The organism is Paraflavitalea sp. (genome assembly GCF_059502485.1).
In genome coordinates this window covers 1,832,537-1,851,711 of the sequence record NZ_JCACET010000010.1, presented here as the reverse complement: position 1 = coordinate 1,851,711, position 19,175 = coordinate 1,832,537, and the positions used below count along the sequence as shown (strand labels likewise).

10 protein-coding genes are annotated in these 19,175 nt (G+C 47.8%); 8 read left to right on the top strand and 2 right to left on the bottom strand.

All coding sequences use genetic code 11. From position 1 onward, the window contains the following. The first annotated feature begins 254 nt into the window (after window positions 1-254). On the top strand, window positions 255-2,933 hold the full coding sequence (locus tag AC5JBY_RS24575) for a glycoside hydrolase family 2 TIM barrel-domain containing protein (RefSeq protein WP_495907317.1): 2,679 nt from the start codon (window positions 255-257) through the stop codon (window positions 2,931-2,933). A 441-nt stretch (window positions 2,934-3,374) separates the two neighbouring features. Here the strand turns inward: AC5JBY_RS24575 and AC5JBY_RS24570 are convergent, their stop codons facing one another. Together AC5JBY_RS24570 and AC5JBY_RS24565 are read right to left on the bottom strand one after the other, a co-directional pair. Then, window positions 3,375-4,778: a phosphatase PAP2 family protein gene (locus tag AC5JBY_RS24570; protein ID WP_495907316.1), complete on the bottom strand. Its 1,404-nt coding sequence runs from the start codon at window positions 4,776-4,778 to the stop codon at window positions 3,375-3,377. A gap of 378 nt (window positions 4,779-5,156) precedes the next feature. After that, a complete protein-coding gene (locus AC5JBY_RS24565; RefSeq protein ID WP_495907315.1) occupies window positions 5,157-5,891 on the bottom strand; it encodes a GntR family transcriptional regulator in 735 nt (244 codons plus the stop codon). Window positions 5,892-6,175: 284 nt separating this feature from the next. On the opposite strand from AC5JBY_RS24565, the gene AC5JBY_RS24560 reads away from it, so the two are divergent. The 7 genes from AC5JBY_RS24560 to AC5JBY_RS24530 all read left to right on the top strand — a co-directional run bounded on the left by AC5JBY_RS24560 (window position 6,176) and on the right by AC5JBY_RS24530 (window position 19,162). Then, window positions 6,176-9,319: a SusC/RagA family TonB-linked outer membrane protein gene (locus AC5JBY_RS24560; RefSeq protein ID WP_495907314.1), complete on the top strand. Its 3,144-nt coding sequence runs from the start codon at window positions 6,176-6,178 to the stop codon at window positions 9,317-9,319. Between the two features lie 73 nt (window positions 9,320-9,392). Beyond that, window positions 9,393-11,288, top strand: a complete 1,896-nt coding sequence (locus AC5JBY_RS24555; RefSeq protein ID WP_495907313.1) for a RagB/SusD family nutrient uptake outer membrane protein — start codon at window positions 9,393-9,395, stop codon at window positions 11,286-11,288. Window positions 11,289-11,312: 24 nt separating this feature from the next. Beyond that, the gene (locus AC5JBY_RS24550) at window positions 11,313-12,479 is read left to right on the top strand and encodes a DUF5000 domain-containing lipoprotein (RefSeq protein WP_495907312.1); all 1,167 of its coding nucleotides are present in this window, start codon (window positions 11,313-11,315) and stop codon (window positions 12,477-12,479) included. A gap of 11 nt (window positions 12,480-12,490) precedes the next feature. After that, a complete protein-coding gene (locus tag AC5JBY_RS24545) occupies window positions 12,491-13,693 on the top strand; it encodes a DUF4998 domain-containing protein (protein WP_495907311.1) in 1,203 nt (400 codons plus the stop codon). A 12-nt stretch (window positions 13,694-13,705) separates the two neighbouring features. Next, on the top strand, window positions 13,706-15,985 hold the full coding sequence (locus tag AC5JBY_RS24540; protein ID WP_495907310.1) for a GH92 family glycosyl hydrolase: 2,280 nt from the start codon (window positions 13,706-13,708) through the stop codon (window positions 15,983-15,985). Window positions 15,986-16,015: 30 nt separating this feature from the next. Continuing rightward, on the top strand, window positions 16,016-17,305 hold the full coding sequence (locus AC5JBY_RS24535) for a glucosidase family protein (protein WP_495907309.1): 1,290 nt from the start codon (window positions 16,016-16,018) through the stop codon (window positions 17,303-17,305). A 24-nt stretch (window positions 17,306-17,329) separates the two neighbouring features. Beyond that, the gene (locus AC5JBY_RS24530; RefSeq protein WP_495907308.1) at window positions 17,330-19,162 is read left to right on the top strand and encodes a class I mannose-6-phosphate isomerase; all 1,833 of its coding nucleotides are present in this window, start codon (window positions 17,330-17,332) and stop codon (window positions 19,160-19,162) included. Window positions 19,163-19,175: the final 13 nt, after the last annotated feature.

The following is a 19,175-nucleotide window of genomic DNA, read 5'->3' as shown; positions in this document are numbered from 1 at the left end:
TATACAATTTGCAAATATATCGACCAACAGTAAAAAATCATAGTTTATTGGCCAGATAGAGCGTTAACAGCGCGTTAAGGTAGCCCTTTTTCATTATTATTGTATACACGATTATAATATAATACTCTTACAATAATACGCAGATGCCTAATCCTTCCTCAATCATTCGCTCTTTACGCAATAGTATAGCCCTTGCATGCCTCATTTGTGCAACAGGGTTTCACACGATAGCCCAACAAACAGTTGTTCAGTATTTGTCCGGAACCGATAGAGACCACACAGTAGCCTGGGATTTCTTTTGCACCAAAGGAAGGAACAGCGGGAAGTGGACCACGATTGCAGTACCATCCTGTTGGGAGTTGCAGGGCTTTGGCCGCTACGATTATGGACATGTGAAACTGGCAGAGCAAGGCGATGAAGAAGGACTTTATAAATACCGTTTCAAAGTAGACAAACAATGGAAAGGACAAAAAGTGAAGATTGTCTTTGAAGGTAGCATGACCGATACCGAAGTAAAGATCAATGGCAAGCAGGCTGGTAATATACACCAGGGAGCCTTTTACCGCTTTAGTTACGACATCACAGATTTGCTGAAATACGGAGCAACCAACCTCCTTGAGGTAAAAGTGAGTAAGAAATCAGCCAATTACTCCGTCAACCAGGCCGAGCGCGTTGCCGACTTCTGGATATTCGGCGGCATCTTCCGTCCGGTATACCTCGAAATGACACCCGTTGCCCATATCGAAAGAATAACAATAGATGCGCAGGCCGATGGAAAATTTTTAATGGATGTATACAAACAGCAAGCCAGCGAAGGCTACACTGTGAAAGCTTCCATCAGCAAAGCCAATAGTGACTTGCCAATAGCAACAATGACCAACAATTCACGAGACGGTGAGGTCCTCAGCCTGGAAAGTAAGATTAATAACCCCGAATTATGGAGCCCTGAATTTCCTAACCTCTACAAAGTAATAGTAACATTACAAAACAGTCAGGGAAAAGCAGTCCATACGATCGAAAAGAAATTCGGCTTCCGTACAGTTGAACTACGACGGGGCGACGGCTTCTACCTGAACAACCAAAAAGTCATCTTCAAAGGTGTCAACAGACATAGTTTCTGGCCCGAAAGCGGCCGAACCCTCAGCAAGGCCCTCAGTATTGAAGATGTGACCCTCATGAAAGACATGAACATGAACACGGTGCGCATGTCCCACTATCCGCCCGATCAACACTTCCTTGATGTGTGCGACTCGATGGGCCTCATGGTCATTGACGAACTCACAGGCTGGCAGAAAATGTATGATGATACCACGGCCGCCCGCCTGGTGGGTGAGTTGGTGACGAGAGATCAGCACCATCCTGCCATAGTACTCTGGGCCAATGGCAACGAAGGAGGATTCAACCGCACCGTAGATAAGAACTACCATTTCTACGACCTTCAGAAAAGACATGTCATACACCCTTGGGAAAAATTCAATGGCACCGATACCAGACACTATCCCGATTACAACTACATGGTGAATGCTTCACTATATGAGAAAGAGGTGTTGTTCCCCACAGAGTTCATGCATGGATTATATGATGGCGGACATGGCGCCGGTCTCGATGATTTCTGGAACATCATCCTGAAGTATCCCATTTTTGCCGGAGGTTTCCTCTGGGTATATGCCGATGAAGGCGTAGTGCGTCGTGATAAGAACGACAGCATCGACACCTGGACCAACAACGCACCCGATGGCATCGTTGGCCCTTACCATCAGAAAGAAGGCAGCTACTATACCATCAAAGAAATATGGTCGCCGGTACACATCGATGTGAAACCAATAGAACTCGACAATAATATCCAATTACCAGTTGAGAATAGGTTTCTCTTCACTAACCTCAACCAGTGCACCTTCCGGTACAAAGTAATGAGCGTCATGAAGGCAGGAGGCCATGCCGCCATGGAAACCCTTGATTCCGGCCAGTTAGCAACTATCTCCGTTAAACCCGGAGAAAAAGGAATGCTGGATTTATCAAGGGTGAAGATGCCGATACTCTCCAATATACTATACATCACAGCAACCGATCCCCATGGCAAAGAAATATGCACCTGGAGCTTTCCGTTGGAGTCGTTGCTAAAGCTAGGTAAAATGGTATCCAGAAGTGGTCAACCCATCCAGGTCACACAGGAGCAAAACACCTTGATAATAAGGCAGGATAACATAGCCATGCATTTCGATACCACCACAGGCTACCTGTCCAAAGTAATGAAAGGAGATTCATTGCTTTCGTTATCAGGAGGTCCGGTATTGGCAGGTCTCGATCAACAAAAGACCTCTTTCACTCACAAAAAAGAAGGCGATAATTATATCGTAGAGGCCAAATATAAAGGCAACAATAACTCGCTGAATGTAACGTGGACCTTCAGCCCCGCCGAAATGGTAAAACTGACCTATAGCTTTTCACAGCGCGGTGAAGCCGACTTCATGGGCATCACCTTCAACTACCCGGAAGAAAAAGTAAAAGGTATGAAATGGCAGGGCCGTGGGCCATACCATATATGGAAGAACCGGCTCAAAGGACAACAATATGGAGTATGGGAAAAAGCATACAACAATACCATCACAGGTGAGCGTGGCTGGCAGTATCCGGAGTTTAAAGGCAACCACGCGGAGGTAGCCTGGGTTACCATACACACCAATGAATTTCCCTTCACCGTGCATACAGAAGACAAAAAACTATTCTTCCAGATGTTGAAACCCGAAAGTCCCAAAGGCGCTTACAATAGCAATACAACCGTCAACTACCCGGCAGGCAACATTGGATTCCTGAACGCCATACAACCGATCGGCACGAAGTTCCAACCTGCCTCCGCCATGGGCCCACAAAGCCAGAAGAATGTCCAGCTCAATGCCCCCTACACTGGCACGCTGTGGTTTGACTTCCGGTAAGTACTGCTCTGCGAGGCTATCGCTCTGCGAGGCTTGCAGCCTCGCAGTGTTATGGCTGGGCCTTTGGCCCAATTTATATGATGCGTCGTTTTGCACCGAAAACATCAGAAGTGACCAATTATCACAATCTGTCTCCACATAGCCCCGGAATGCATCACCACATATTGAAGACCATTACTTTTTAGCACTACATTTGTTAAGCTATGCTATTGATGACAATGAGACAGTAAGTGTGACAGAAAGAACCGGCAGACTCGAAAAGACGACCGGAATGAGGTAGAGCTAAAGACAGGATAGGGTATAGATGAAGTATAGATACCCTATAGATGAAGTATAGATAGAGTATTGAAATAGCGTAGTTGACTAAAACGTGCAGTTTTTACCAAAAACAGCAGGGCTGTTGGTGTCTATATCTTTTTAACCTTTCAACTTGTCAACCTCTCACCAAATAAACGCCGTCAGCGCCAGCCCAAAAGCAAAGTGATCAAACTTCACCCGCTCAGTACCCTGGTGCTGGTAAGTATACTTCCCATCGATATCGATCTCCGACAATCGATCGATAACAAAGTCATGGTCCGAATCAAAATAACCGGTGTATAACTTCATCGCGAGGTTACGGCCAACCCTCTTCTGCAATCCCATCCCCGCCGACCAGCTGAAAGTAGCTTCAGGCTTATACCGCAGGTAAGGCAATTCATTGGTGCCAAAGAAATCAGCATATTCATCCTTGATCTGCAGCACCACATTACCATCTGCGCCCAGCGAAGAACCAAAGCCGATCTTGCCAGTAATAAACCAGTTATTGGGCAGTGGCACACTGAAGAAAGGACCAAGGTGCAGGTAGCGGATACCCATCGGTTGCGTGTAATGCCCATCGGTGAGCGTTGGAATATCGGGATCACTCAAGATGAGATGGTCATCATTGATAGGAAAACTGGTAAAAGCAAACTCACCACCAATGCCAAAGTTTTTATGAAAGAACCACGCACCCTCCAGGCCGAGATTAAATCCCTTGCGTGCATGCACTTCACTGGATGCTTTTGTAAGGTCCCTGCTGGTAGCAGTAGCAAAGCCAAGCCGCATTTCAATAAAGCTGGGCTTTTTATTGATGGGGTAGGGGTTATTCCGCAAGGGATGGTGTGTCCCCTTATTCTTGAATATCTTATCGGCAATAAAGTAGCCTGCTTCAGTCGATAAGATGCCGATGCCTGCACCGGCCAGTACATCCGATATCCAGTGCCGGTTGTTCAGTTGCCGGCCGATGGCAGTAGCAGTAGCCATAGTATAACCGGCAACACCATACAGCGGATGCCGGTATTGGCCATACTCCTTGTGTAGGAAGGAGGCATTCATGAATGAATTAGCTGTATGACCAGAGGGAAAAGAGTTACGGTCATCGCCACTGGGCCTTTGCACTTTAGCTGAATACTTGATGGTATTGACGGTGAGGCCCATGATGGCGGCAGAAAAAGCATAAGATACAAACGCACGCTTAACAGTATGTTTGCCTTTAATGCCCGCAGCGTTAAGTCCAAACACAGACAGAGCTGGGACATACTGCATATAATCATCATAGTGATGCCGGAAGGTGGGGATATAGCGGTTGCGGAACTTCCTGATCTCCTCCCGTTCACCCCAGGTCAATGCGCTGGCGGCAAACAAACCAATGGGAATACCCGCCACGCGGACCGCCTTCGTTTGCCAGAAGCTGGGTTTGGGAGGAGCAGGAGTGGAATCGAATATAGAGCTATTCAAAGAGAAAGAAAGAGAACTCGATCGCTGCGCCACAAGCGAATGCCGCAGGCAGCAAAACAATAACAACAGGCACATGCCGTATCGCTTCATAAGCCCTTAGTTTAATGGTATGTAAAGCAGGTACGGCGTATATCCTATAACACAAATTCAATATAAGACTTTTCCCTCATAATAACATCACCAAACGAACCAAAAAAGTGCGTCGTTTACTATCAGGAGGCTAGGTGCTTGTGGTAAATAAGGTGTGCTACACCTAAAGTGTCTTGCTGCTTATAATAAGTGAAGATTGTTACGCCTTGGAGAGGCGTTGGCCCGTCAGGCCGCGCGGAGCGATCGGGCCTGACTTGATTTTTCTTTGGTTACTTTCTTTTCATCAAGGAAAAGAAAGTGACAGTCCCGCGCGCACAGCGCGAAACCCTTGCGTCAGCAAAAAGCAAAGAAGAAAGTAAAGAAGTGGCAAAAAGTAAATCAGACATCCCTCCGACTCTCCGTCGTATACACAAAACTATCCGCCCTATAGTACCCAATATTATACTCTATAGGCCGATCCTCCTGATCAAACACATACCGCTTGCGCAATAAGATAGGCGACCCCGCATCAATCTCTAATTTTTTAGAAATAAACTTGTCCGAAGCCCTTGCACTAATCTCCTCCTTGGACAAAGTAGCTACCACACTATGATCCTTCTCCAGGATTTCATACAGCGGTCTTTTGAAGTCTTCATCACCGGTGAGACCTACACGGGGATGAAAGTACGAGATGAAATATACGAAGGGACCTTCGGGGCGGCCCCGCAGACGTTCAAGACAAAGGATCTTCTTATCAGTACCGATCTCGAAGAACTGAGCCACCTTTTCTTCAGGTTCTACCCAGCTGATGTGCAGTTCGAAGTTTTTGATGGGGATGCCACGTGCAGCCATTTCCTGCGAAAAGCTCAGCCAGTTGTTGGAGCGTGAGCTCACGGTATGTTGCGCCACCGTGGTGCCAACACCCTTCTTGCGTGCCAGCAGCCCTTCATACACCAGTTTATTGATAGCCTGGCGAAGCGTGGTGCGCGAGATAGCCAGTTGCTTGGCCAGGTCCACCTCTTTCGGAAACAGCTTGCCATTCTCAAACTGAGGGTCCCTGATCATTTTTCTCAACAGTTCTTCAGCCTGTATGTGCAGCGGAATAGGGCTTTTATGATTGATGCGATACTTCATTAAACACGTTTGGAGCATTAAAGATAAGTACAATATCCTATTCCGGCTTTTTGTATCCGGATAGCATATCAGCACTGATTATAGATTTATATGTAAGTACATATAGTTATTTCTGGGTTATATGTATTGTTTAATAATTAATTGATAAACAAATAAATAAGAAGTATAAAAATGACCTTTTAATAAATATTTGGAAGTCAGGATACTTAATTGTAACTATGTACATACATACTAAATATCCCGTAAGGGAGTTTATAAACCAAGCTAACTAAACAAAAACGATTATGCGCCACTTCTCCACGTGTCTGCGAGTGAGGTATCTCAGCTCCATCTTTCTTATCCTATACACAGCGGGCGCCACCTTTGCCCAAACACCCATAAAAGTCAGTGGGTCTGTGGTTGATAATAAGGGCACGAAGCTACAGGGCGTAGCAGTGGCCCTGAAGCACAACCCGGCTATTGGCGCATTTACCGACGAAGATGGCGTCTATGGCATCAATGCTCCCGACACGGCCACCCTGGTGTTCTCCTTCGTAGGCTTTACTACAAAAGAGGCGAACATTGCTGGCCGTAAGATCATCAACGTTACATTAGACAGTAAGAACGATTCCCTCGGAGAGGTCATCGTGGTGGCCTATGGCACGCAGAAAAAAGAAAGCATGGTAAGTGCCATTACCACGATATCGCCGAAAGAGATCAAAGGACCAACCAGTAACCTGACCACCATGCTGGCAGGTCGCATCTCCGGTTTGGTTTCGTACCAGCGTAGCGGCGAACCCGGCGCCGACAATGCCTCCTTCTTTATCCGTGGCATTACATCCTTCGGCTCTGGTAAGCTGGACCCGCTCATCCTCATCGATGGTATGGAGTCCAGCAACACGGCACTGGCGCGCCTTCAGCCAGATGATATTACAGGCTTCTCCGTATTGAAAGATGCAGCAGCATCCTCCCTCTACGGAGCGCGTGGTGCCAACGGCGTTATCCTCGTTACCACCAAATCAGGTAAAGTAGGAGAAACGAAATTGAACGCCCGCCTGGAGAACTCCATATCCTCCAACACACAGAACTTCCGCCTCGCAGATAACATTACCTATATGAAACTGGCTAATGAGGCAGCGTTGACCCGTAATCCCCTGGCCCCATTACCCTACACGCAAAACAAGATTGACCGTACGATAGAAGGCGCTAATCCATTACTGTACCCCAACAACGACTGGATGGGTAGGCTCATCAAAGATTACACCTGGAACCAGCGCGTTAACCTCAACGTAAGCGGTGGTGTAAACAGGGCACAGTACTATGTGGCAGCCACCTACAACCAGGACAATGGCATATTGAAATCACAGGAAGGCAACAACGTCAACAGCAACATTAAGCTCAGAAGCTACCAGGTTCGTTCCAACATCAATGTGAAACTCACCAATACGACCGAAGGAATACTGAGGATATCAGGTGATTTCGATGATTACAATGGGCCAGTAGGCGGTGGGGGAGCTATCTTCAATAGCGTACTCAATGCCAACCCGGTATTGTTCCCGGCCATCTACCCCGCTTCAGCAATGCCCTATGCAAAACATCCTTTGTTTGGTAATGCTGCACGTGGAACGAACGGAGAAGTATATACCAACCCGCTGGCTTCGATGGTATCAGGATACCAGCATAACAGCACCTCTACCTTGAACCTGCAGCTGGAAATGAAACAGGACCTTAGGTTCATTACCGAAGGGCTTTCGGCAAGAGCAATGGTATTTACCAAACGCTATTCATACTTCGACCTGAGCCGTCAGTACAATCCCTATTTCTATGCGGCTTCTCCTTCCATCACAGATGGAAAAGGATATGTGCTCACCCTGTTGAATCAAAGCACAGCAACCGAGTACCTCAACTATAAAGAAGGAAGCAAGGTTACCAACACCGCTACCTATGGCGAGTTGGCCCTTAACTACAACCGCGTATTCAATAAAGTACACAACATCGGTGGTCTGTTGATAGGCATACAAAGAAATTACCTGACAGGCAATGCCGGCGATCTGCAGGCGTCCCTGCCATTTAGGAACCAGGGCATATCCGGCCGCTTTACCTATGGCTATGATAACCGTTACCTCCTCGAAGCCAACTTTGGTTACAACGGTTCAGAGCGATTCGCTAAGAATAACCGGTTTGGCTTCTTCCCATCGATAGGCCTTGCCTGGAATGCCAGCAACGAAAAGTTCTTTGAACCACTCGTTAACACCATTACAAAATTGAAACTGCGTGCTACCTACGGCCTGGTGGGTAATGACCAGATCGGTAGTGCAGCCGACAGGTTCTTCTACATGTCCAACGTAAACCTCGCAGATGCGAACTACGGAGCTTACTTTGGAGAGAACTACAACTTCTATAGACCGGGCGTCACCATCTCCCGCTATGCGAACAACGACATCTCCTGGGAGAGATCGAAGAAAGTCAACGTAGGTATGGACATTGGCCTGTGGAATGCCCTGAACATTACCCTCGATGCTTATTACGAACGTCGCAGCAACATCCTGATGCAGCGTGCTTACATCGCTTCCACCATGGGGCTCACCGCGCCGGTTAGTGCCAACGTGGGCGTAGCTTCTGGTCAGGGTATTGACTTATCTGTAGATTACAACAGGACCTTTGGACAGGCATGGCTGCAGGTGCGCGGCACCTTCACTTACGCAGCCAGCGAGCTCCTCACCAATGAAGAACCCGACTATCCTGCCAACATGAAATATTTGTCGCGCGTAGGCCATTCATTAGGACAGGTATATGGTCTCATCGCAGAACGCTTGTTTGTAGACGACGAAGACGTGAAGAACTCGCCCCGCCAGAATTTCGGAGAAGTGAGAGGAGGCGATATTAAATACAAAGACCTTAATGGCGATGGACAGATCACTGATCTGGATATGGCCAACGGCCTGGGCTACCCAACGACGCCAGAGATCATCTATGGCTTTGGCTTTTCATTCGGCTACAAAAACTTCGACATCAGCACCTTCTTCCAGGGCTCTGCCAGATCAGCCATCTACATCAGCCCCTCCGCCATATCACCCTTCGTGATGGATGGAGCTAACCAGCATGGTTTGTTGAGCGTCATCGCCAATGATCACTGGTCCGAAGACCACCGCAACCTCTACGCATTCTGGCCACGCCTGAGCCTCATGCAAAGCGAGAACAACAATAAGCCTTCCAACTGGTGGATGCGCAACGGCGCCTTCCTCCGCATGAAGAGCGCAGAGATCGGCTACAACATCAAAGACAAAGCCCTTAGAAGATTTCATATATCGGGACTGAGGTTCTATGCCAATGGCACCAACCTGTTTTTGATCAGTGCCTTTAAGCTGTGGGATCCTGAACAAGGAGGCAACGGATTGGGCTATCCTGTACAACGCGTATTCAACCTGGGCCTGAACGTCTCCTTGTAAACCGAGGGTGGGTCGCCCTCGAAGGGCGGCTCACCCTGGACTAAGTCGAATTGAAAAAAGTCAATGAAGTAAAATGAAAACGGTAAAACTCACCATACTAATAATAAGTTTGCTGGCCACACAAGCCTGCAAAAAATACCTCGACATAGTGCCCGATAACGTGGCCACGATCGACAATGCATTTGCCAATAGCATCGAGGCAGAAAAATACCTGTTCACCTGCTACACCTATTTGCCACAGGAAGGACATCCGGATAAGAACCCTGCCTTCAGCGGAGGCGATGAAGCATGGACCTACTGGCCCATGATCGAAGACTTCTTCTTCCTTGATCCCTACAACATTGCCCGTGGCAACCAGAACCGTTCCAATCCCTACATGAACTACTGGGACGGATTCGACAACAAATCATTATGGCAAGGCATCCGTGTTTGCAATATATTCCTGGAGAACGTCGACAAAGTAGCAGACCTCCAGCCCTACATTAAAGAACGCTGGATAGCAGAAGCTAAATTCCTGAAAGCCTATTTCCACTGGTATCTCTTCCGCATGTATGGACCTATACCTGTGGTAGACAAAAACCTGCCGGTAACAGCAGCGCCCGCTGATGTGAAAGTATACCGTCAGCCGGTCGATTCAGTGGTGAACTACATAGCCAACCTGCTGGAAGAATCTGCAGCCGGTGATGCCAACACAGGATTGCCCATGGTGATCACAAGTACGACCACCGAGCTGGGACGTGCCACCAAAGTAGCGGCCATGGCGATTCGTGCAAGAGTACTGGTTACAGCAGCAAGTCCCCTGTTTAATGGCAACAATGATTTCACTGGATTGAAATCCAACAATGGAGTAGCGTTGTTCAACACCCAGTACGATCCTGCCAAATGGACAAGAGCTGCCGAAGCCTGCAAAAAGGCCATCGATATGGCCACCGCTGCAGGAAATAAACTCTACTACTTCAACGATGCACTCTTTCCGGTAGATCCTGCTACCAAAACAGAAATGAACATTCGTAACGCAGTATGTGAGAAGTGGAACAGCGAGTTGATCTGGGGTTCATCAGCCAGTGGCAATCCAACCTACTGGATACAACTCTATGCAGTACCCCAACTGGATCCCAGCAACCTTAACCTCAACCTGAAAGGAAAACTGGCGCCGCCTTTGAAAATGGCAGAACAGTTCTATACAAAGAACGGCGTACCCATAGAAGAAGATAAGACCTGGAACTATGCCGATCGTTTCAAGCTGCGTACTGCTGCTGCAACTGATACGGGCATACAATCGGGTTACCAAACGATAGGCCTCCATTTCAACAGAGAGCGTCGTTTCTATGCCGACATGGCCTTCGACGGATCGAAGTGGTTCATGAAAAACGGTAACTACAACATACAATCCAAGTCTGAACAACACGCCGGTAAAAAGCAAAGCCGCTTGTATTCAGTAACCGGCTACTATACCAAAAAGCTGGTCAACTGGAACCTGGTATTCACTGCAAACAGCACTACCGTTGAATCCTATCCATGGCCGGTGATACGCCTCGGAGACCTTTACCTCTTATATGCAGAAGCATTGAACGAGTCAGGCAATGCAGGCGCTGCGTTACCCTACGTAAACCAGATCAGGGCAAGAGCTGGATTGCCAACAGTGGAAACGGCATGGACAACCTATTCAACCAAGCCATCTAAATACACGAGCGTGGAAGGGCTGCGCGAGATCATACGCCAGGAGCGCACAATTGAAATGGCCTTTGAAGGAAGCCGCTTCTGGGACCTTCGCCGTTGGAAAACAGCCCCACAGGTATTGAGCCAGCCGATCTACGGTTGGGACATCCTGCAAACCACCTACGAAGATTACAACAGGAAAGTCCTCCTGTACAATCCAAGGTTTGTAGCCCCCAGAGATTACTTCTGGCCGGTAAGAGAATACAACCTGCAGATCAACCCCAACCTGGTACAAAACACGGGCTGGTAGTAACAAACATTAAATACAACGACAATGAAAAATATTATATACACGATGCTCGCCGGGATGCTGATGCTGCTCAGCGCCTGTAAGCAAGAAGTGCTGGGACCTGTTGAAAAAGACAGCACAGTGCCCGGACAGGTAAGCAACGTCACTGTTGAGAACCTGCACGGCGCCGCCAAAATAAGCTACAAGCTGCCCGACGATGGCGACCTCTTATATGTAAAAGCCCTCTATACTACCAAGCAAGGTGAGGTAAGAGAAACCAAAGTGAGTCGCTTCAACAGTAGCCTCACAGTAGTAGGCTTTGGCGATACCGATACTTATCAGGTAAGCCTGTATGCAGTAGATAAAAGCGAAAACGAATCAGCGCCGGTACAAACGGCGGTGAAGCCACTAAGCCCTGCAGTTGTGCTTACACGCGCCAGCTTTCAGACAACGCCCGACTTTGGAGGTATTAATATCAAATACGAAAACGAATCAGAAGAAAACCTGGCATTGATAGTATTGACGAATGATTCATTAGGACAGTTCTCTCCGGTATATACGCACTATACCAACCTGAAAGAAGGCAATTTCTCTGTCAGGGGCATGGCTTCCCAGCCTACAAAATTTGGTGTGTATGCCCGCGACAGATGGGGCAATCTTTCCGATACACTCATCGTAACCCTTACACCTTTGTTTGAGCAACTATTGGATCGCACGAAAATGAAAGGCGTGGTATTTAGCAATGATGCACCCCTCGGACATGGCGGTAACATTGCAGGCATCTTCGATGGCAATGTCACAAGTGGTTTCTATCACTCAGGCGATGCTGCCCGGATGCCCCAATGGTTCACATTTGATATGGGCGTCACAGCCAAGCTGAGCCGCCTCACCTGGTTCATGCGTGATGGGTTCTATTATACACTGCACAATCCCCGCGTAGTAGAAATATGGGGTTCCAACAATCCCAATCCTAATGGCGACTTTGATGCTACCTGGACTTTGTTGGGCACGCATACGGCGATCAAGCCTTCAGGCTTACCGGAAGGACAATTATCACAAGCGGATATCGATGCGGCACATGCCGGAGAAACGATGATATTCCCGCTGAACATACCCAAAGTTCGCTATATAAGATTCAAGACACTCAAGAACTGGTCAAACGGTACATACGTCAACTTTTATGAACTGATGATGTGGGGAGACACACAATAAAAACAACAGGCATGAAAACGAACATAAACATTGCATTGCTTATCATAGCCATCCTGGCAGTTACAGTAGCTACCTGTACCAAAACAAAAAGCGATTCCTGGAAAGAATACGTGAAGGGAGGAGAGATCGTTTATCCCGGCCGTGTGGATACCGTGATCGTTGAAGCTGGATACAAACGCGTTCAGTTGGCCTCTGTACTGGGCAACGATCCTTTGGTAACCCGCTTGCGTATATTTTGGAACAACCAGGCCGACTCGGTGGATGTGGCAGTTGACCATACAAAAGATACCGTACGGGTCATAATCCCCAACCTGGTAGAAGGCAATTACAACTTTATCATCTATACCTTTGATAAAAATGGCAACAAGTCGGTTATCTTTAATACAACAGGAACGGTATATGGCGACAGCTATGTGAGCTCATTGGCCAACCGCACCCTGAAGACAGTAGCACAATCGAAGAACGGCCTTCAAATGCAACTCACCTGGGGAGAAGCCGCTGCCGGTGAATTAGGAACAGAAGTGAATTATGTGGCAGAAGATGGCACAGCTAAGAAAATAGTAGTTCTATCAACAGATGCAGTGACCACACTGCCCAATTACAAAGAACAAAGTAAACTGACCTACCGATCCCTCTACAAACCCGATTCGACAGCCTTTGAAAACTTCTCACCCGCGGCCGTTGAAATAACCCTGCCCTTATTTGAAAGAGAACTGGATAAAGCAGGATTCAAACTGGTAAACCTTACAACGGATGTACAGGAAGGTGGATATAACTGGTTCCAGCAATACATGTGGGACGAGAAATACAACCCACCCGGCTTTGCTACCAAAAACCAAATACCTTGTTGGTTTACGATCGATGCCGGACAAGCAGCTGCCCTCAGCAGGTTCAAAATGTGGCAGGCGAATGACCGCTTGTTTCAACTCGAAAGCGTAAAGACATTTGAACTATATGGCAGCAATGCACCAAATGCAGACGGTACCTGGGATAGCTGGACCAAAATAGGAGAGTATACTTCGATCAAGCCATCGGGCCAGCCGGTAGGACAGAACACCCAGGCAGATATCGACTATGCGAAAGCCGGAGAAGAATTTATAGCACCGGCAGGCACACAAGCTTATAGGTACTATCGCTTCAAGCTGCTGACGAACTGGGGCAACAGACCATTCATGACGATCGAAGAATTTACATTGTATACGCGCGACAGATAACGCTTTAGCATAATGATGAAGACCATTCGAAATACCGTACTCATTCCGTGTCTCATGATGTTGGCAGCACATAGCTATGCCCAACAAAAACAACCAATAGATTATGTAAACCCGATGATCGGCACCTCCAATTCCCGCTGGATGCTATTCCCCGGGGCCACCATGCCCAATGGTATGGTAAAACTGAGTCCCGACAACCAGGGATGGGTATGGCAGGGAGGTTACGATTACTCGATAGGAAGCATACACGGCTTTACCTTCATACACGGCTGGACGATGGCCGGCCTGCTTACCATGCCGGCCAATGGCGACCTTGCACTCAATGCAGGCACGCCCGATGCGCCATTCAGAGGAGCAGGAGCAGGCTATCATTCCCGCTTCAATCACAACGATGAAAAAGCCAGTCCTGGTTATTATTCCGTTTACCTGCTGGACCCACAGGTGAAAGCAGAACTGACGACAACAGAGCGAACAGGCGTACAGCGCTATTCCTTTCCGGCCGATGAGTCCAACAGGATCATGGTACAATTGAACCCACCGGCAGAATATGGTTACGAGCTGAAAGACGCCGTCATCACCAAAGTCAACGACCACGAAATACAAGGCTATGCAAAGACATCAGCCGTATGGGGATTCAACGAATACACCCTGCACTTTGTGATGCAGTTCAGCAAACCCTTCACTAAGTTTCGTGGCTATAGCAACTGGAAAGAAATAGCAGGCGATACAGAAGTGAAAGGCAGTAAGGAATTAGGCGCATACGTTACATTCCCTGCCAGCAAAGCCGAACAGGTGATCGTACGCACAGGTATATCCTTCGTTAGCATAGACCAGGCCCGGTTGAATCTCTCGATGGAACTAAAAGACTTCGACTGGAATTTCGATGCACTGGTGAAGCACAACAAAGCAATATGGAACAAGCAACTCAGCACTATCCAGGTAAAAGGCGGTTCAGAAAAAGACAAAGTAAAATTCTACACCAACCTATACCGCTGCTTCACCGCCAAAATGATCATGAGCGATGCCAATGGCAAATACCTCGATGCCTGTGAAAAAGAACAACAACTGGCACAGGGCCGCAAAGCGATGATCGGCGGCGATGCCTTCTGGAATACCTACTGGAACCTGAACATGTTGTGGTCTCTGGCAGCGCCGGAGATCACGCAGCAAATGGTAGATACACAATTGGAGATGTACGAAAAAACAGGATGGACTTCCAAAGGGCCAGCTGGCATTGAGTATTCAGGCATTATGGAAGGCTCTCATGAAATGGCCCTGATGGCAAGCGCCTACCTGAAAGGCATCGTTAAAAAAGATGTAGACATTGCTTACGCAGCGATGAAGAAAAATGTAGAAGTAGAACCCGCACCCACCTGTGGTGGCAGGCCCGGTAATCCACACATCGCTACTTATGCACGCCTTGGATATGTACCCATAGAAAAAGGTTTTACATCCAATACCCTCGACTACGCCTTCGACGATTGGTGTGTAGGCCAGCTGGCACAATCACTCAATAAGAAAGAGGATGCAGCCTTTTTCTTACAGCGGTCAGGCAACTGGCGCAACGTATTCGATACAACAGTAGGATATGTACGACCACGTAAAGAAGATGGAACCTACACGCCAGACTTCGATCGTTTCTCAGTAAAACACTTTGTAGAAGGTAATGGCTGGCAATATTCCTTTTATGTGCCCCACGACATCCCGGGCGTAGTGAAACGAATGGGAAAAGGAGAGTTTATAGCAAGGCTCACAGAAGGATTTAAGAAGTCTGAATTCCACAAGTTTGCAGCTCATGCACTCGACCGTACCGAAGGCCAGTCGGCGGAATACTACATCAACCAGGGCAACCAGGTGAATATGCAGGCAGCCTATCTGTTCAACTACGGCGGGCGGCCAGACCTTACCCAATACTACACCCGCAAAATAATGAACACCTTCTTCGACGACTCACCCTACGTAGGTTGGAATGGCGATGAAGACGAAGGACAGATGGGCGCCTGGTTTGTATTGAGCGCATTGGGCCTGTTCGAAATGAATGGCGGCACCTCACCAGATCTGCGTATAGATATTACGAGCCCTTTATTCACAGAAGCAACCATTTGCCTCAACCCGGCCTTTTACAAAGGCAAAACCTTTGTGATCAAGGCCATCAACAACTCGGATAAGAACATCTATATCCAGTCCATTAAACTGAATGGACAAACCATAAAAGACCATGCGATCAGCTTTCATGACATTACAAAAGGCGGGACCCTCGAATTGACAATGGGACCTAACCCTGCTAAATAATTCCGTACACTTAACGACAAACAATAATTAATGAGGAAGGGGATAACAACGATTACAGCTTTAGCACTACTGACCAGTAGCTACATCACAAACGGTCAGCAAGGAGCAGCGAACAAGATGGCGACAGTCATTTTGATGGGTGATTCTGTCAAAACGATGGCAGAACAGTTGATCAAAAAAGGGTTCAACGCAGGCGATGGCTACGGTGAGGTCTGGATCAGGGACTTCAACACATTTATGGAAGTAGCTTGCAAAGTGCAGGACCGTGCATTGATCAGGAAAGGCCTGATCAACTTTATAAAGTTTCAGCAACCCGATGGCGCCATCCTCGATGGCTACGTACCCAATCCCAAAGGATCGGGCGTTCCTTACAATTATTACCACACGCCACTGGCGCCTGAATACGCGGGACACAAGAACACCGTAGAAACTGACCAGGAAACATCACTCATACAAGCCGTTGCCAAATACATCCGTATTACCGGCGACAAAACAATCCTCACAGATACCATTGCAGGTATAGCCATACAAAAACACCTCGAACGAGCCATGCAGTTCCTGTTGACCAAACGGTACGACGAAAAGCATGGATTGATTTGGGGTGCCACCACCGCCGATTGGGGTGATGTGCAACCCGAACATGAATGGGGCGTTGAGATCAATGAAAACACACACCGGGCAATAGACATCTACGACAATGCCATGTTTGTGATCGCCATAGAAGATTACCTTGGCTTTGCTACGATCCCGGCCAAAGAGCGCAAATACTGGACAAACACCAGGAACAACCTGAAGAAAAACATACAAACACATCTGTGGGACAAGGCCAAACAAAAGTATCGTCCACATATCTACCTGAACGGATCACCCTTCCCAACCTCCTTTGATGAATCGGACGTCTATTACCATGGCGGCACTACAGTAGCCATAGAAGCAGGGCTACTTAGCAAACAAGAAGTGAAACAAGCCTATGAAAAAATGCAGGACAATGTAAAGAAAGCCAACGCAGCTACGATTGGCCTCACCCTATATCCTGTATATCCTGCCGGTACTTTTAAGAATGGCGGCATGGGCCCTTATTCCTATCAAAACGGTGGTGACTGGACATGGTTTGGCGCAAGGATGATCACCCAGCTCATCAGGTACAACTTATTGAACGAGGCTTGCGAGGCTGTAGAACCGATGCTGGCACGCGTGCTGAAAAACAAAGGCTTCTATGAGTGGTACACGCCCGACAACCGGGCGCAGGGCTCATCAGGATTCAAAGGAGAAGCCGGCGTATTATGGAATGCCATTACACAACTGGAGAAAAAGAAGTAACAACACAACAATACAATGGATTTTATGGAGGTTAACACCAATATTTTAGCGAACAACCCTGTGGAAAAGAAATGGCGAAGTGGAACACAACCTTTGCTGCCGGTAAAAATTGATACCACCAATACACCGGACGGGTACACCCTTTATCCTTATCACACATTAGGAACCGGTCAGATCAACAATGGCTACACATCCCTGGCAGGCTGGATGAAGAAACAGACACAGGTAGTGATCGATGGCTATGTAGGCGTATTCTGGGAAGAAACAGAACGATACCTCACAGAAGAGTTTAAGAAACTGAACCTGCGCATAAACTGGGTGCGCACGGCTACTTATCTGAAAACACCATCGGTTATTCAAGACCTAATAGCGCCCTTCCTTGGAACAGAAAACTCGGTATGGGGCACAAAGTGTACACTGGAATTAGCTGATTTGTATGAATTCAAATACAAGGAAGTGCCGGGCGCCAACTATGACCTTACGATATTTATTGGCCCGGGCGCAGCATTAATGAATACTTCAGCACCTGTCGTCTACCTCGACCTGCCTAAGAATGAACTGCAGTTGAGGATGCGTACAGGTTCTGTCAACAACCTCGGGGCCGATGTAACCGATGCGGCTGCTGAAATGTACAAGCGCTTTTATTTTGTAGACTGGGTACTCCTGAATGCACATAAGAAGAACATCCTGCACAGGATGGCAGTGATTGGTGATGCCCAACACAAGCATACACTCAACTGGTGCTTGGGCAGCAGCTTGCTGACTGGTCTTAAAAATATAGGCAATCATGTATTCAGGGTGCGCCCTTGGTTCGAGCCCGGTGCATGGGGAGGACATTGGATGAAAGACCGTATCAATGGACTAAGCCAGGAAGAGATCAACTACGCATGGTCATTCGAGCTGATCGTGCCCGAAAACGGAATACTGTTCGAAAGCGATGGCCTGCTGCTGGAAGTATCATTCGACTTCCTTATGTTCAGCCAGCGCGATGCCGTGATGGGAAAACATGCAGACCTCTTCAAAGATGAATTCCCCATACGGTTTGACTTTCTCGATACCTGGCAGGGAGGCAACCTGTCTATACAATGCCATCCTTCCTTACCCTATATACAAAAGGAGTTTGGAGAGACCATCACACAAGATGAAACCTACTACATACTCGATTGCCAGGACAATGCACGCGTGTACCTCGGCTTTCAGGACACCATCGACCCGGACCAATTCAGGAATGAGCTCGAGATGAGCCGCGATGAAAAAATACCGGTCGACATAGAGCGGCATGTGCAGGCCCATCAGGCACAAAAACATGACCTGTTCCTCATCCCTAATGGTACGGTACACAGCGCTGGTGCGGGCAACATGGTACTGGAGATCAGCGCCACGCCCTACATCTTTACCTTTAAAATGTACGATTGGCTGCGTCTTGGTCTGGACGGCGAACCACGTGCCATCAACATAGAGCATGCTTTCAATAACCTTCGCTTCGACCGAAAAGGTAACACGGTAAAAGACGAACTGATCTCGAAACCTGCTATATTGAAAAAGGGAAGCGATTGGCAGCTGGTTCATGTGCCCACACATGCTGCACACTTCTATGATGTACACCGCCTGGAGTTTGATACCAGCATACCGGTTGAAACCGGCAACGTGTGCCACGTATTGATGTTGGTGGAAGGAAGTAAAGTAGCAGCGGTGAACGAAGACGGCTCAGAGCAGGTTTTCCAGTATGCAGAAACCTTCGTTATCCCGGCAGCAGCGAAGAGTTATACTTTAGTCAACAAAGGCAGCGGACGTGCAAAAGTGGTGAAGGCATTCGTAAAAGACAATGTAAGCGAAATTTTGCAAGGAAGCTATTAAGACTGTCACCCTG

Excerpts from the sequence above, each read along its gene's own strand:
- AC5JBY_RS24570 (WP_495907316.1), bottom strand. The coding sequence starts at position 4,778 with ATGAAGCGATACGGCATGTGCCTGTTGTTATTGTTTTGCTGCCTGCGG.
- AC5JBY_RS24565 (WP_495907315.1), bottom strand. The coding sequence starts at position 5,891 with ATGAAGTATCGCATCAATCATAAAAGCCCTATTCCGCTGCACATACAG.
- AC5JBY_RS24560 (WP_495907314.1), top strand. The coding sequence starts at position 6,176 with ATGCGCCACTTCTCCACGTGTCTGCGAGTGAGGTATCTCAGCTCCATC.
- AC5JBY_RS24555 (WP_495907313.1), top strand. The coding sequence starts at position 9,393 with ATGAAAACGGTAAAACTCACCATACTAATAATAAGTTTGCTGGCCACA.
- AC5JBY_RS24550 (WP_495907312.1), top strand. The coding sequence starts at position 11,313 with ATGAAAAATATTATATACACGATGCTCGCCGGGATGCTGATGCTGCTC.
- AC5JBY_RS24545 (WP_495907311.1), top strand. The coding sequence starts at position 12,491 with ATGAAAACGAACATAAACATTGCATTGCTTATCATAGCCATCCTGGCA.
- AC5JBY_RS24540 (WP_495907310.1), top strand. The coding sequence starts at position 13,706 with ATGATGAAGACCATTCGAAATACCGTACTCATTCCGTGTCTCATGATG.
- AC5JBY_RS24535 (WP_495907309.1), top strand. The coding sequence starts at position 16,016 with ATGAGGAAGGGGATAACAACGATTACAGCTTTAGCACTACTGACCAGT.
- AC5JBY_RS24530 (WP_495907308.1), top strand. The coding sequence starts at position 17,330 with ATGGAGGTTAACACCAATATTTTAGCGAACAACCCTGTGGAAAAGAAA.